Origin of the sequence: Cupriavidus nantongensis (genome assembly GCF_041726985.1) — a bacterium.
Taxonomy (GTDB): Bacteria; Pseudomonadota; Gammaproteobacteria; order Burkholderiales; family Burkholderiaceae; genus Cupriavidus; species Cupriavidus nantongensis_A.
The window spans coordinates 1,064,028-1,078,700 of sequence record NZ_CP168302.1 but is presented as its reverse complement, the minus strand read 5'-3'; the positions used below and the strand labels follow the sequence as shown (position 1 = coordinate 1,078,700).

General features: G+C 70.4%; 12 protein-coding genes. 5 read left to right on the top strand and 7 right to left on the bottom strand.

Going from position 1 to position 14,673, the window contains the following annotated elements; all coding sequences use genetic code 11:
• Positions 1-58: 58 nt before the first annotated feature.
• The gene (locus ACEI37_RS04530) at positions 59-1,141 is read right to left on the bottom strand and encodes a BON domain-containing protein (RefSeq protein ID WP_373377538.1); all 1,083 of its coding nucleotides are present in this window, start codon (positions 1,139-1,141) and stop codon (positions 59-61) included.
• A gap of 293 nt (positions 1,142-1,434) precedes the next feature.
• Positions 1,435-1,962, bottom strand: a complete 528-nt coding sequence (locus ACEI37_RS04525) for a hypothetical protein (RefSeq protein ID WP_373377537.1) — start codon at positions 1,960-1,962, stop codon at positions 1,435-1,437.
• A 462-nt stretch (positions 1,963-2,424) separates the two neighbouring features.
• Between ACEI37_RS04525 and ACEI37_RS04520 the strand changes: the two genes are divergently transcribed.
• Complete coding sequence (locus tag ACEI37_RS04520; protein ID WP_373377536.1) at positions 2,425-3,105, top strand: response regulator; 681 nt, start codon at positions 2,425-2,427, stop codon at positions 3,103-3,105.
• Positions 3,106-3,142: 37 nt separating this feature from the next.
• Positions 3,143-4,990 carry a sensor histidine kinase gene (locus tag ACEI37_RS04515; protein WP_373377535.1) on the top strand — a complete coding sequence of 616 codons (1,848 nt, stop codon included), beginning with the start codon at positions 3,143-3,145 and terminating at the stop codon, positions 4,988-4,990.
• 13 nt (positions 4,991-5,003) lie between these two features.
• On the opposite strand, the gene ACEI37_RS04510 is transcribed toward ACEI37_RS04515, so the two are convergent.
• On the bottom strand, positions 5,004-6,224 hold the full coding sequence (locus ACEI37_RS04510; protein ID WP_373377534.1) for an MFS transporter: 1,221 nt from the start codon (positions 6,222-6,224) through the stop codon (positions 5,004-5,006).
• A 106-nt stretch (positions 6,225-6,330) separates the two neighbouring features.
• On the opposite strand from ACEI37_RS04510, the gene ACEI37_RS04505 reads away from it, so the two are divergent.
• From ACEI37_RS04505 to ACEI37_RS04495, 3 genes are all read left to right on the top strand, one after another.
• A complete protein-coding gene (locus tag ACEI37_RS04505; protein WP_373377533.1) occupies positions 6,331-7,350 on the top strand; it encodes a LysR family transcriptional regulator in 1,020 nt (339 codons plus the stop codon).
• Positions 7,351-7,461: 111 nt separating this feature from the next.
• Positions 7,462-8,724 carry a phosphatidylserine/phosphatidylglycerophosphate/cardiolipin synthase family protein gene (locus ACEI37_RS04500; RefSeq protein WP_373377532.1) on the top strand — a complete coding sequence of 421 codons (1,263 nt, stop codon included), beginning with the start codon at positions 7,462-7,464 and terminating at the stop codon, positions 8,722-8,724.
• A 188-nt stretch (positions 8,725-8,912) separates the two neighbouring features.
• The gene (locus tag ACEI37_RS04495) at positions 8,913-10,871 is read left to right on the top strand and encodes a methyl-accepting chemotaxis protein (protein WP_373377531.1); all 1,959 of its coding nucleotides are present in this window, start codon (positions 8,913-8,915) and stop codon (positions 10,869-10,871) included.
• On the opposite strand, the gene ACEI37_RS04490 is transcribed toward ACEI37_RS04495, so the two are convergent.
• The 4 genes from ACEI37_RS04490 to nirJ form a co-directional block, all read right to left on the bottom strand.
• Positions 10,868-11,068, bottom strand: coding sequence for a DUF2905 domain-containing protein (locus tag ACEI37_RS04490; RefSeq protein WP_373377530.1), 201 nt, complete (start codon positions 11,066-11,068; stop codon positions 10,868-10,870). The genes ACEI37_RS04495 and ACEI37_RS04490 overlap by 4 nt on opposite strands.
• An 86-nt stretch (positions 11,069-11,154) precedes the next feature.
• Positions 11,155-11,967 carry a uroporphyrinogen-III C-methyltransferase gene (cobA, locus tag ACEI37_RS04485; protein WP_373377529.1) on the bottom strand — a complete coding sequence of 271 codons (813 nt, stop codon included), beginning with the start codon at positions 11,965-11,967 and terminating at the stop codon, positions 11,155-11,157.
• Between the two features lie 33 nt (positions 11,968-12,000).
• Complete coding sequence (locus tag ACEI37_RS04480; protein WP_373377528.1) at positions 12,001-13,509, bottom strand: cytochrome D1 domain-containing protein; 1,509 nt, start codon at positions 13,507-13,509, stop codon at positions 12,001-12,003.
• Positions 13,506-14,669, bottom strand: a complete 1,164-nt coding sequence (gene nirJ, locus ACEI37_RS04475; RefSeq protein ID WP_373377527.1) for a heme d1 biosynthesis radical SAM protein NirJ — start codon at positions 14,667-14,669, stop codon at positions 13,506-13,508. The genes ACEI37_RS04480 and nirJ overlap by 4 nt, the downstream gene beginning before the upstream one ends.
• Positions 14,670-14,673 lie beyond the last annotated feature (4 nt).

Here is a 14,673-nt window from a genome sequence, read left to right as displayed (position 1 = left end):
GCGGGCGGTGGCGGGATCCACAAAAAAGCCGGCGGAAGATTCCGCCGGCTGCTGGCCTTTATGCGCGCCAGGTGCTGCCCGTCGTGGTGCTGGTGGTGCTGCCGCCGGTCGTGGCGGTAGCGCTACCCACGCTGCCAGCGCTTCCCGAGCTGGTTGCGCTGCCCGCACTGCGAGCGCCGCTGGATGACTCGCCGTGGCGCTCGCTGTCGCGGCGCACGCGGATGTCGTTGTTGACGTCCTTGACGCCGTAGGTGCCGTCGGCCATGTCCTCGATGTAGTACTTCTGGCCGCGGTCGCGCACCGTGCCGGTCAGGGACACCACGCCGTCGTTGACATCGACGCTGACATCGCTCACGTCGACGCCGCGGGCGTAGCTGAGCCGCTCGCAGATCTGGTCGCGGATGCGCTCGTCGCTGCGCTGGTAGCCGCGCGGGCCGGAGCGCCGTTCGCGCTCGTCGGGCGTGCCGAACCAGTCGCCCACCACTTCGCCGATGCGGCGGCCCAGGTTGTAGAGCACGCCGTGTTCGCGGTCGTCGTCCCGATCATCGTCGCGATCTTCATCAGTCTCCCAGCCGCGCCGCTGTGCATACTGGCGATAGCCAGGACTGTGGCTTTGCACCGTGTAGCGGTGTTCTTCCTCTTCATCGTCGTCCGGGTCGGTCCAGTAGCGGCGGTCGCTGCGCAGGTCGCTGAAGTAGCGCTCGCGGCCTTCGTCGCGGGATGATCCGCGGCCCTCATAGCGCTCGCGCGACTGATAACGTTCGCGCGGCTCGCGGGCGCGTTCGGCGCTCTGGCGCCATTGCTGTTCCGCGTATTCGTCGTCGCGCTCCCAGGCCTGCGGGTCGCGCCATTCGCCGGCGCGTTCCCAGCCGTAGCCGCCGTTCAGGCCATAGCGCAGGTCGCTGCCGTAGCGCCCCTCGCGGGGATAGTCGGGGTAGCGGCTGGCGCCGTACTGCTGGTTGAATTCCCGGGCCGGGCGGGCGGGGCCGCCGTAGCTGGTCTGGCCCGGAGTCATTTGCTGGCGTCGGCGCTGCGCTTGCCAGCGGTCGCGTTCCGATTCCGGCTGCCAGTCATCGTCGTCCCATGCCTGGCGGCGCTCGCGCTGGTCGCGCGCTTCACGCTCATCGTAGTAGTAGCCCATGCTGATTTCCTGACAAGGTGACGCCCATGTGCGGAAACCGGGACAAAGTCGCGCCGGCACCGCGGGCGGATACCACCAAGGGGCAAGATTCGTACCGTGCGGCCAATTGCCTCGCGGGGCCCAGCGGACGGGAGCCGGGCGGACAGACGTCCGTGCAACGGTTTCAGAGCGTGTAAGGGATGCAGCCTTGGCGTCAGCGTGTGGCGTAGCCAGCACGCGGCGGGGCAGGCACAGGGGCAAGGAGCCCGGCGGCCGGGTCATGCCGGCCGCCGGCGCATTCCGCGCGGAACTGCTTACTTCTTGCTGGTCTTGGTCGATTTCGACTTGGTGCCGGTGGCGGCCTTCGACGGGGCGGCCGTGCTGGTGGCTGCCGTGCTTGCCGGTGCCGCTTCGATCTTCGACTTGGCGAAGGCGAAATAGCATTCCTTGTTGCTGCTGTTGGCCGACTCGGAATCGCTGGTCGCCAGCACGCCGGTCACGTTGATCTTGTCCCCGGCCTGCAGGTTGCTGATCTTCTTCTGGTTGACCAGCATCGCATCGCGCATCAGCGCCTTGCCGGTGCACTGCGGATTGACCGAATCCTTGAAGTAGACCGCGATGGTGTCGTTCGTGATGCTCAGGCCGTCGACCTTGGTGATGCGCGAGACCGTGCCCGATACCAGGATCGCCTGCGCGTCCCACTTCTTCTTCGCCGTGATTTCGTTCTTCTTCCAGTCGGCCCAGATGTCGCCCAGCGAAGCCGGCTTGGGGTCGGCCAGCATGCGGAAGTCGCCGCTGAGCACGTCGCCGGTGCCGTCGAGCACGCCGTTGATAGAGGACATTGCGCCATCCATCGATTCACAACCGGCCAGCAACCCGGCCAGGACCAGCCCTGCCATCAGTTTTCCCGTCTGCATTTTGCTTCTTCTCCAGGTCCGCCAGCTCTATCGGCTGACGCCGGGGCATTGTATGCGTACATCTGGCAAAAACCAACAGAACTGGCAGAAACGCCCTAACGCCGGTAAATGGGAGCAAATCCCCCGAATGGGGCTGGACCCGTGCCCCACGCCTCGCATCCCGCCCGCCACGCGGCCCCCCCCCAGAATATGGGTGGCCAAACGCGTGCGGGTGTGCGATCGGTACGGGCGGCGGCGTTTACCCTGAAGGGACCCGCCGGGCCGTCCGCGTGCGGACGGGATATGTCAGAATCCGCCGTCGTGCCGGCGCAACCTGCCCAGCCAGCGCACCGCGCGGCAACACAGGGGGCAGGGGCTCGCATCGCGGCGTGGCTCGGGAATACAGGCATGGCAAGCACAACAAGAGTCCTCATCGTCGAAGACGACCCCCTGGCGCTGCGCCGGCTGGTGCAGGCCGTCGACCTGCATGCGGCGCATGCCGTGGTGGCGGGCTGCGCCTCGACCGTGGCGGAGGCGCTGGCGTGGCTGGCGCAGCACCAGCCCGACGTGCTGCTGTGCGACCTCGGCCTGCCCGACGGCAGCGGCATCGACGTGATCCGCAACGCGCGCGAGCGTTATCCCGCCTGCGAATGCATGGTCGTGACCGTGTTCGGCGACGACCAGCATGTGCTGGCCAGCATCGAGGCCGGCGCCATCGGCTACCTGCTCAAGGACGAAACCACCGACCGCATCGCTGCCTCGATCGGCGAACTGCGCGCGGGCGGCTCGCCGATGAGCCCGCTGATCGCGCGCCAGGTGGTGAACCGGCTGCGCGGCGCCCCGCCGGAGGCGGCGCGCGATGCCGCCACCGGTGCACCTTCTGGCGCGGTGGTGCTGTCGGTGCGCGAGAACGAGATCCTGGACCTGATCTCGCGCGGCTATACCTATGCAGAAACCGCGCGCTACCTGGGGCTGAGCGTGCATACCGTGCAATCGCACATCAAGAATATCTACGGCAAGCTCGCGGTGCGCTCGCGCGGCGAGGCCGTGTTCGAGGCAGCCAAGCTCGGCCTGCTCAAGTCCCTGTAAGCGCGCCATGCCGTGCTGGCCGCCATCCCTGCGCACCGTGCTTGCCCTGCTGCTGGCGTGCGCCAGCCTGCTGCTGCCCGGCATGGCGGCGGCGGACACCATGGCGCTGGCCGAGGCCACGCGCTCGGCCACGCTCGCCGACGGCACGGTGCTGCCGGCGCGCGCGCTGACGCTGCCCGACTACTGGGACCGGGTGATGCCGGGCAAGTCCGGCACCGTTGTCTACGAACTGCGCTTCGACCGCAACTGGCCGGCGGCGGCCCCCGGCGGGCTGTTCGTGCCATGGGCCGGCGGCAGCTACGAGGTGCGCCTCAACGGCGTGCTGATCGCCGCCGGCGGGCGCCTGGACGCGCCGGCGTCGGCGCTGGCCAAGCGCCCGTATTACGTGGCGGTGCCGCCCGAGCTGGCCAACACGCACGGCAACCTGCTGCGCATCACCGTGGCCGCGCGCGCCTATGCGCGCTCGGGCCTGCTGCCAGTGACGGTGGGCCCGGCCGCCGAGGTGCGCGCGCAGTATGAGCGGGCGTTCCTGCTGCGCGTGGTCGGGCCGCTGATCGCGGCGGTGCTCAGCGTCGTGCTGGGCGGGCTGGCGCTGCTGATCTGGTGGCGCCAGCGGGATCCGCTGTTCGGCCTGTACGGGCTGGCCGAGGTGGCCTGGAGCGTGCGCCTGCTCGACTATTTCGTCGATGACCTCGCCATCCCGGCGGAAGTGCGCGGCTATATCGTCGCCGCCGCGCGCGAAGTGTTCCTGGGCGCCATCGCCAGGTTCTGCCTGCTGGTGATCCGGGTGCCGTGGCGCTGGCTGCATCGCACCCTCAACGCCTACCTGTGGCTGGCGCTGCCGGTGATCGCGCCGCTGGCCGCCATCTCGAGCCATCCGCTGGTGTTTCCGCTCAGCTGGCTGGTCAAGGTCGGCATCATCCTGACCGTGGCCGGCGCGATGGTGTGGGGCGCGCTGCGCCGGCCCAGCCGCGAGGCCACGCTGCTTGCCGTTACCGTGGGCGTGTCGGCGGTGCTGTTCCTGGCGGACTGGATCAAGGTCTGGCTGACCGGCGACTATTACTGGGTCCATTCGATGACCCGCTATGTCTCGGTGCCGTTCAGCGTGGTGATGGCGTGGATGCTGGTGGAACGCTACACCAGCGCGGTGCAGAGCCTGCAAAACGCCAACCAGGTGCTGACCGAGCGCGTCGCCCAGCGCGAGGCGCAACTGCGCGCGGCCTTTGCGCGCACGCAGAAGATTGCCGCCGAGGAAACCGTGCTGCGCGAGCGTGGGCGCATCCTGCGCGACATGCACGACGGGTTGGGCAGCCAACTGGTCACGACCCTGTCGATGCTGGAGTCGGGCAAGGCCAGCGGCCCGGAGGTGGCCACGCAAGTGCGGCATGCGCTGGATTCGCTCAAGCTTTCCATCGATGCGATGCAGGACACCGGCGGCGACCTGGCCGCGGTACTGGGCAACCTGCGCTACCGGCTGGGGCCGCGCATTGCCGATGCCGGTCTGGAAATCCGCTGGGAAGTCGAACGCCTGCCGGCGCTGCCGCATTTCTCCGCGCGCAAGGTGCAGGAGCTGCAATACCTGCTGCTGGAAGGCATCACCAACGTGCTGCAACACGCGGCGGCGCGCACGCTGACCGTGGCCGCCCAGCCGGACGCGCAGGCGATCCGCATCACGCTCGCCGACGACGGCCGCGGCTTCGATGCCGAGGCCCCGCGCGGCGGGCGCGGGCTGCGCAATATGCAGGTGCGCGCCGCGGCGATCGGCGGCCGGCTGCAGATCCGCTCGGCGCCCGGCGGCACGGCGCTGACGGTGGAGGTGCCGCTGGCACCGGCGCAGGGCGATGAGGCGGGCACGCCCGGCGAAGGGGCCGCGCCCGCGGCATAGGCCTGGTTCCGGCTCACTGCGCCGCGCGCTTCGGCAGCAGCCGCACCGCCAGCGCGGACAGCGCCGCGGCGGTTGCGAGCGCGGCCACGCCGGTCCAGCCGAAACGCGCCAGCACCAGGCTGCCGAGCGCCGCGCCGGCGGCCATGCCGGTGAACATGCAGACGAACAGCACCGCATTCAGGCGGCTGCGCGCGCCCGGGTCGATGCCATAGACGATGGTCTGGTGCGCGACCAGCGCCACCTGCACCCCCAGGTCGAAGCCGATGGCGCTGGCGCCGATCAGCCACAGCTGGGCCTGCGGCGGCAGCAGCGGGGTCAGCAGCATGGCGGCAAACGACGCCGCCGCCAGTGCCGCGCCCGCGCGGGTCACCCGTTCCGGGCCGCTGCGGTCGGCCAGGCGGCCGGCCAGCGGCGCACCCAGCGCGCCGGCGGCTCCGGCCAGGCCGAACGCGCCGGCGGCCTCGCTGCCCAGTTGGAACGGCGCGCCATGCAGCATCACCGCCAGTGTCGACCAGAACGCGCTGAAGCCCACCGAGAGCAGCCCCTGCGACAGCGCCGCGCGGCGCAGCGCGCCATGCTGGAGCCACAGCGCCACCAGCGAGGCCAGCAGGGCGCGATACGGCAGCGTCGTGGCCGGGGCAAAGCGCGGCAGCCGGCGCCGCGCCACCAGCGCGACCGCCGCGATGCTGGCCGCCGCCAGCACGAACATCGCGCGCCAGCCGAAGTGCGCGGCGACGAAGCCGCTGACCACCCGCGACAGCAGGATACCCAGCAGCAGCCCGGTCATCACGGTGCCGACCACCTTGCCGCGCTGCGCGGCCGGCGCCAGCGCGGCGGCCGCCGGCACGATGTCCTGCGCCAGCGTGGCGGACAGGCCCACCACCAGGCTCGACACCAGCAGCATGCCGATGCCCGGCGCCAGGCCGGCCATCAGCAGTGCGCCGACCAGCGCCACCGCCTTGGCCACGATGATATGGCGGCGATCATAGCGGTCGCCGAGCGGCGCCAGCAGCAGGATGCCCAGCGCGTAGCCGAGCTGCGTCAGGGTGGGGATGGCACCGGCGGTGGCGTCGCTGGCGTGCAGGTCCGGGGCCATCACGCCGAGCATGGGCTGGCTGTAGTACAGCGAAGCCACCGCCAGGCCGGCGCCGGTGGCGAGCAGCAGGACCAGCCGCGCTGGCACGGCAGGGTCGGCCAGCGTGGCGGCGGGCGAGGTTGCGGGAACAGGGGACATGGCGGGTTTGTGCGATTCGCAAAGAGGTTGGGATGGCCCGAAGTGTTGTCCACGCGCGCCGATTCTGGTAGACGTGCGGGGTGAACAATGGCTATACGAGACGCGTATGAAAGGCCAGCCAGCCACCAACCCGAGCGCCGCCCCCGCCGCCAACCGCGGCGCGCCCGGCGCCGACCGCATCGACCTGATGCAGACCTTCGTGCGCATCGTCGAGGCCGGCAGCCTGTCGCTGGCCGCCGCGCAGCTGCAGACCACCCAGCCCACCATCAGCCGGCGCCTGCAGACGCTGGAGCGGCTGCTGGGCGTGCGCCTGCTGCAGCGGTCCACGCATGCGATGAAGCTGACCGAAGATGGCGCGCGCTGCTACGAGCGCGCGCGCGAACTGGTGGCCGACTGGGCCCGCTTCGAGGCCGACGTGCGCGGCGTGGGCCACGCCCCCAGCGGCACGCTGCGCGTGGTGGTGCCGCACGCGTTCGGGCAGGAGGTGCTGGTGGGCTCGCTGGCGGACTACCTGCGGCAATATCCGCAGGTCGCGGTGGAATGGCTGCTGCACGACCGCACCCCGGACTTCATCGCCGAAGCCATCGATTGCGCGGTCCATGTGGGCGAGGTGCATGAACCCGGCCTGGTGGCCGTGCGCCTGGCGGAAGTGCCGCGCGCGGTCATCGCCGCGCCGTCGCTGTTCGACGGCAAGCCGCTGCCGCGCCGCCCGCAAGACCTGGAAGGCCTGCCCTGGCTGGCGCTGCGCACGTTCTATCGCAACGAGATCGTGCTGCAGCACCGGCAGACGCAGGCGCGCCAGGGCCTGTCCTTCGCGCCGCGCATGAGCACCGACAGCCTGTACGCGCTGCATGCGGCGGCCCGGCTGGGGCTTGGCGTAGCCGTCGGCTCGTCGTGGATCTTTGCCGACGACATTGCCAGCGGCCGGCTGTTGCACCTGCTGCCGCAGTGGCGGGCCGATCCGCTGCCGATCTACCTGATCTATCCGCATGCGCGCTTCTATCCGGCCAGGCTGCGCCTGTTCGCCGAGGCCATGCGGCACGCCATCCCGGCAACCGGCATGGTCGAACGGACGCGCGTGCCGCACGAGCGCGGCGCGGGCTGGATACCACAAGAGCGACGATAACGCCTATCCTGTATCGGCCACTACATCCGCCGCGGGCAATCCCGCGCCCCCCCACATCATGGTGCCAGCGTGATCCGCCGCGTCTTTCCCGGGTTTCGAACAAGGGGCCGCATGTTCGCGTTTGCCGCTGCCGTCGTGCTGCTTGCCCTGGCGGGCATCGTCGCCTACAACCTGGTGGGGGGCGAGAAACGCATCGAGCGCCGCCTCGACCGTCTCTACAGCCTGGAAGACCCGCAGTTCGCGCGCGAACTGGGCGTGCTGCTGGGCCCGCCGGTGGTCGAGGGCAACCGCTACCGCGTGCTCAGGAACGGCGACGAGATCTTCCCGGCGATGCTGGGCGCGATCCGCTCCGCGCAGAAGACCATCAACTTCGAGTCGTATATCTACTGGTCGGGCGATATCGGTCACGAGTTCGCGCAGGCACTGGCCGAGCGCGCCAGGGCCGGCGTCAGCGTCAAGGTGTTGCTGGACGCGGTTGGCAGTTCCAAGATCGACGAAGGCGCGCTGGCGCTGATGACAAGTGCCGGCGTGGATGTGCGCCGCTACCACCCGGTGCGCTGGTACACCGTCGGCAAGCTCAACAACCGCACGCACCGCAAGGTGCTGGTGGTCGACGGCAGGATTGGCTTTACCGGCGGCGTCGGCATCGCGCCGGAGTGGACCGGCCATGCGCAGGACCCCGGGCACTGGCGCGATACGCATTTCGAGGTGGAGGGGCCGGTGGTCGGCCAGATGCAGTCGGTGTTCCTGGACAACTGGATCAAGGTCAGCGGCGCGGTGCCGCATGGCCCCGACTACTTCCCCGAACTGGCGCCGGTCGGCAATGGCCGGGCGCAGATGTTCAGCAGCTCGCCGACGGGTGGCAGCGAGAGCATGGCGCTGATGTACCACCTGGCGATTACCGCGGCGGCGCGCACCATCGACTTGTCCGCGGCGTATTTCGTTCCCGACGCGCTCACGGAGAAGGCCCTGCTGGCAGCGCTGGCAAGGGGCGTCAGGGTGAGGGTGATCGTGCCGGGCGAGCATATCGACTCCGAAACCGTGCGCTCGGCGTCGCGCGCGCGCTGGGGCGAACTGCTGAAGGCCGGCGCGCTGATCGCCGAGTACGCGCCGACCATGTACCACTGCAAGGTGCTGATCGTCGACGACCTGCTGGTCTCGGTGGGATCGACCAACTTCGACAACCGCTCGTTCCGCCTCAACGACGAGGCCACGCTCAATATCCTCGACGCGGCGTTTGCCGCGCAGCAGACGCGGATCTTCGAGGAAGACCTGAAGCTGTCGCGGCCGATGACCTATGCGGCGTGGATCAAGCGTCCGTGGCGGGAACGCTTGCGCGACCGCCTGGCCTCGCTGATCGGCGCACAGCTGTGACCAGACCGGCAACGACGTAAAGACGGCCCGCCAACAGGGCGCCATGCCCCTGACTGGCGCGCCGTTTGCCCCACTTCAGCGCTTTTGCCGCACCGCATTTGCGCATCGTCAAAAACCCGGACATCTGCGCTTCAGCACCGCCGAACCGGGCCGATAGCAGGGGAAACCAAGCCCCTCTGCGACGATCCATGCCCGCCCTGTTCCTTCCCGCCGAGCGCCTGATGGCGCGCCTGAATATCCGCCGCAAACTGGCATTGATTGCCGTGCTGTTCCTGGTGCCGCTGGTCGGCGCGCTGTCCGTGGCGCTGCGCGACGCGGCGCAAGCGCGCAGCACCACCAGCCAGGAGATACGCGGACTGGCGGTGGTCGGGCACGCGCTTGACTTCATGCGCGAGACCCAGGTCCGGCGTGGCGCCGCGCATGCGGTGCTGTCGGGCAATGCCGCCTTCCGCGCCACCTTCGACAAGGCCGACGAAAAGGCGGCGGCCAACCTTGCCGCGCTGGCGCGCAGCATCGCGCAGAATCCCGGCTTTGAACTGGCGGCCGGCATGCGCCAGCTGGAGCAGGACTGGCAGCAGTTGCGCGCGCCAGGCCTGGACACGACGGCGGGGCCGCTGTTCGAGCGCCACAGCGCGCTGGCGCGGCAGACGCAGGCGTATATCGCCGATGTGGCCGAGCGCTCGCAACTGGCGCTGGACAGCGAGGCGGGCTCGTACTACCTGGTCAGCCTGCTGGCGGGACCGATGCCGCAACTGGCCGAGCAGAGCGCGCTGGCGCGCGGCCGCGGCGCCGGCATCATCGCGCAGGGCGGCTATGCCGATGCCGCACAGCAGGCGGGCCTGGGCGCGCTGGCCGGACAGATCCGCGCAGGGCTGGACACGATACGGCGCGATATCGCTCGCGTCGGCAAGGCAGCACCCGCTTACCGCACGCGCATCGATGCCGCGCTGGCACGGCTGGACGCGATGGACCGCTTCCACCGCACGCTGCAGGTGCGCATGCTGGGGGCGGCGGGCATCGACATCGAGGCCAGGGCCTATTTCGACGAAGCCACCGCCGCCATCGAAGGCGTGGCGGAAGCCAGCCGCGAGTTCGCCGCGATCGCCGCCGGGATGCTGGCGCAGCGTGCCGCGGCGCAGGCACGGCAGATCGCGTGGCTGGCCGGCATTGCGCTGGTGACGGTGGGCGCTGCGTTCTACCTGTTCATCGGCTTCAGCCGCGCCATGCGCGCCGACGTGCGCGAAGTCGCCGCGATGGTCGCGCGCATCAATGCCGGCGACCTGACCGCGGGGCTTGCCGTGCGCGGGCGCGACGAGCTGAGCGAGATCAAGCGGCACCTGCTGGCCCTGGCCGCCGGCTGGCGCACGCTGATCGGCGACACCAAGACCGGCGCGCACAACGTGCTGGCCGCGGCGGGCGAGATCGCGCAGGGCAATATCGACCTGTCGCAGCGCACCGAGCAGCAGGCGTCGTCGCTGGAGCAGACCGCGGCCAGCATGGAGCAGCTCACCGCGACCGTGCAGCAGAATGCCGGCAATGCCGCGCAGGCCAGCGCGCTGGCGCGCGAAGCCTCTGCCGCGGCGCGCGCCGGCGGCGACGCGGTCGGCCGCATGCAGCAGACCATGCATGCCATCGACGCCGACTCGAGGCGCATCGCCGACATCATCGCGGTAATCGACGGCATCGCTTTCCAGACCAATATCTTGGCGCTGAACGCGGCAGTGGAAGCGGCGCGCGCCGGCGAAGCCGGCCGCGGCTTTGCGGTGGTGGCCAGCGAAGTGCGCGGGCTGGCGCAGCGCGCCGGCGCCTCGGCCAAGGAGATCCGCATGCTGATCTCGCAATCCGGCGAGCGCGTGGCGGCGGGCAATACGCTGGCGCTCGATGTTGCCGCGACCATGGCCGGCACCGTCGCCGCCATCGGCCGAGTCACGGCGATGATGGACGAGATCAGCCAGGCCTCGCGCGAACAGAGCAGCGGCATCGGGCAGGTCAACCAGGCGGTGGCGCAGATGGACCAGGTCACGCAGCAGAACGCCGCGCTGGTGGAACAGGCGGCGGCCGCGGCGCAGTCATTGCGGGAGCAGGCGCTGCAGATGCAGCGGGCGGTGGCGGTGTTCCGCACCGACGCGGCGCCGGTCGGCGCCTAGCGCCGCAAGATCCAGATCACGATGGAGATGATCACCGAGACTACGATGCACGTGGTGATCGGAAAGTAGAAGCTGAAGCCGTCGCGCACCACATGGATGTCGCCGGGCAGCCGCCCCAGCGGCAGCTTCGACAACCAGGGCCAGGCGGCGCCGGCTGCCAGTAAGAGGCAGCCCAGGATGATAAGCAGGCGTTGCATGATCGGCGGTGGCGCGTGAGCGGTTGCGGTCCTGATGCGTTGGACCACTATCGGTCCGCGGGATTCCTCAGTGCCCCGCGCCCCGCTCATCCGGCCGCCTGGTGCGCTGCGGTGCACAGCGTGGCAGCTTCGGCCAGACAGGTGGAGTCGCTCTCCGGCACCTGCAGTGCCGTGTGCGCGTCGCCGACCACCGCGCCCACCACGATTACCGCCGGGCTGCCCAGTCCGGCCGCGAGCGCTTCTGCCAGCGTGCCCAGCGATCCGGTCCAGCTGCGCGCGTGCTCGCTGCCGGCGTGCATCACCACCGCCGCCGGCGTGCCGGCCGCCATGCCTGCAGCGAGCAGGCCGTCGCGGATCGCGGCGATGCGGCTCATGCCCATGTAGATCACCAGCGTGGTGCCGCTGCGCGTCAGCGCGTGCCAGTCGGGCGAGCCGTCGGCACTGGTATGGCCGGTGACGAAGGTCACGCCGTGGCAGTGCGCGCGATGCGTCAGCGCAATGCCCAGCGCCTGCGCGGCGGCCATGCCGGCGCTGATGCCGTTGATGATCTCGACCTGCAGGCCGTGGCTGCGCAGGAACGCGGCTTCTTCGCCGCCGCGCCCGAACAGCAGCGGATCGCCGCCCTTGACGCGCGCCACCGCGCGGCCGGCCAGCGCATGCTGCAGCGTCAGCTGCTGGATGCGCTGCTGGCTCACCGAGCAGCGCCCGCCGCGCTTGCCGACCCACTCGACGTGGGTGCCGGGGCTGGCATAGCCGGCCATTTCCGGCGAGACCAGGTCATCGACCAGCCAGACCTCGGCCGCGGCCAGCGCGCGCATGGCGCGTACCGTGACCAGGTCGGGGCTGCCGGGGCCGACGCCGACCAGCCAGACCTTGGCGGGCTTCAGCGGTGCTTGCATGTTGGACTCCTGCATTGGGATCGCGCCACGCGCTCAGTGGCTGGTGCCGGCCGAGCGCGTGGTCTTGTTGAAGACGTTGTACTTGCCGATGGGCTTGTCCATCGGCAGGCGCCTGACTTCCTGCAAGGTGGCGGCGTCATACACCACGATGGCGCCGTCGCGCTCCATCAGGCTGACCAGCGCGTAGCGCCCGTCGCGCGTGAACTCGACGTGCGCGGCGGTGCGCCCCGGGCTGGGCGTGACGCTGCCGACCACGCGCAGGCTTTGCTTGTCGATGACCTGCAGAGTGTCTCGTCTGGCGCTCATCATCGCGTCGGCCCAGGCGTAGGGCGTGCGCTCATGGCTGCGCAGGAAAAAGCCCGGGCCGTTGGTCGGCACGGTGGCGACGGTGTGCCAGTCCTGCATATCGATCACCGTGATACGCCCCTGGCCGAGGTCGGGCGAGGCCATCACCTCACGGCCGTCGCGCTGCCAGGTGATGCCGCTGCCCAGGTGCGGCATGCCACCCAGCGCCAGCGACGCCACCTTGCGGCCCTGCTGCAGGTCGATCACCTGGCCGCCACCCTGGCGCGAGGCCCCCAGGATATGGCGGTACGGCTGGTCGAAGAAGAAGTCGTCGAGCACCTCGTCCAGTTCGATCGCGCGCGGCTTCAGCAGCGCAGAAGGCGGCAGCGGCGCGCCGGCGGCGTCGGCATACGGAATCTCCCAGACCTCGGGGATGTCCTTCAGCGCGGCGATAAAGCCGTGGCGCGGCGCGGCATCGTAGACCGCGGAGACACGCGAACGCGCGCCGTTGCGCCCGGTAACGTCGATCACCCGCGCCAGCGACAGGTCCTCGGCATGCAGCAGCACCAGCGTGCGTGGCAGCGTGTTGCCGGCCAGCACCCAGCGCCCGTCGTCGCTGACGGCCACGTTGCGCGTGTTTAGGCCAACCCGGATCTCGGCCACATACGCCAGGTTCCACAGGTCGTATTTGCTGACCCAGCCGTCGCGGCTGGCCATGTAGACATAGCGGCCGTCGCAGCTGAACTTGGGCCCGCCATGCAGCGCGAAGCGCGTGGCAAAGCGATGGATCGGCGCCAGCCGGTCGCCGTCGAGCACGGTCATGTGATGGCTGCCGGCCTCGACCACGACGAACAGGTTCTGCGGGTCGGCGCTGAACACTGGCCGCGCCGGCAGGCTGCCGGGCGCGTGGTGCACGAGATGGCTGGCGCGGATGGCCTGGTCGTCCCACTGCGGCGTGGCGGCGGGCGCGGTACGCAGCCAGCGTGCCAGCGCCTGCAGCTCGGCCGCGGCCAGCGTGCCAGCGAACGCCGGCATCTGCGTGGCGGCGCGGCCGTCGCGCAGCACCGCATCGAGCTCGCCGGCGCGCAGGCGCTCCAGGCTTTCCGGCAGCAGCGCCGGTCCCATCGCGCCGAGGCGGTCGGCGCCATGGCAGGCGGCGCAATGCTGGCCGTAGAGCGCGGCCGGGTCGGCCGCCGTTGCGGCTTGCGCGACGCAGGCGAGCGCCAGCATGCCCAGCCATCGGATCAGCGCTGTCATGCCGCGACCTCCGCGCCTGGCGCGTGCGCGATCTCGGCATCGCTCAGGTAGCACCCCGGGTCCTCGGCCCATGGGTTGCCCGTCAGCGCAAAGGCGCGCACGCGCGTGTTGCCGTTGCAGATGGCGCGGTGCGCGCAGCCCGCGCAGCGTCCCTGCAGCGGACGCGGCGTGCTGGCCAGACCCGCCATCAGCGGATCGGCGCGGTCGGCCCAGATCTCGCCGAACGGCCGCTGGCGCACATTGCCCAGCGTCACGTGCCACCACATCGTGTCAGGATGGACATTGCCGAGGTTGTCGATATTGGCCACGCCGATGCCGGTGGCGTTGCCGCCCCAGCGCTCCAGCCGCTGGCGCATGTCGGCGACGCGGTGCGGAAAGCGGCTGGCAATCCAGTACAGCAGGTATACGCCGTCGGCGTCGTTGTTGCCTGTGACGAAGTCGCCAGCATGCCCCTGGCGCGCGCGCTGCCAGACGTGGTCGAACAGCCAGTCCAGCGCGGCGCGGGTGCGGGCATGGCGCGCGTCGTCGGCGCGATGGCTGCGCGCGCGCCCAGCATAGTTGAAGTGCGACAGGTAAAACTTGTCGATGCCTTCGCGCTCGGCCAGCGCCACCAGTTCGGGCAGCTGTGCCGCGTTGGCTTCGGTCAGCGTCATGCGCACGCCCACGCGCAGGCCAGCCGCGCGAGCCGTGCGCAGGCCTGCCAGCGCGTGCGCAAAGGCGCCGTCGCTGCGGCGGAAGCGATCGTGCGTGGCGGGCAGGCCGTCGAGGCTGACGCCGACGTAGTCAAAGCCCGCCGCCGCCAGCCGCGCCGCGTGGCCGGCATCTAGCAGCGTGCCATTGGACGACAGCGACAGGTGGAAGCCGAGCGCGCGCGCGTACCCGGCAATCTCGTACAGGTCCTGCCGCAGCAGCGGCTCGCCGCCGGACAGGATCAGCGCCGGCACGCGCGCCGCGCGCAGCTGGCCCAGCACGTCCAGCGCTTCGGCGGTATCGAGCTCGCCCTTGAAGTCGGTGTCGGCGGAGGTGGCGTAGCAGTGCCGGCAGTTCAGGTTGCAGCGGCGGATCAGATTCCAGATCACCACCGGGCCGGCGGGCTGGCGCGACGGCGGCACCGGGTTGGCATCGCGCAAGGCTTCCATGAAGCGGGACAGGCGGAACATGGCT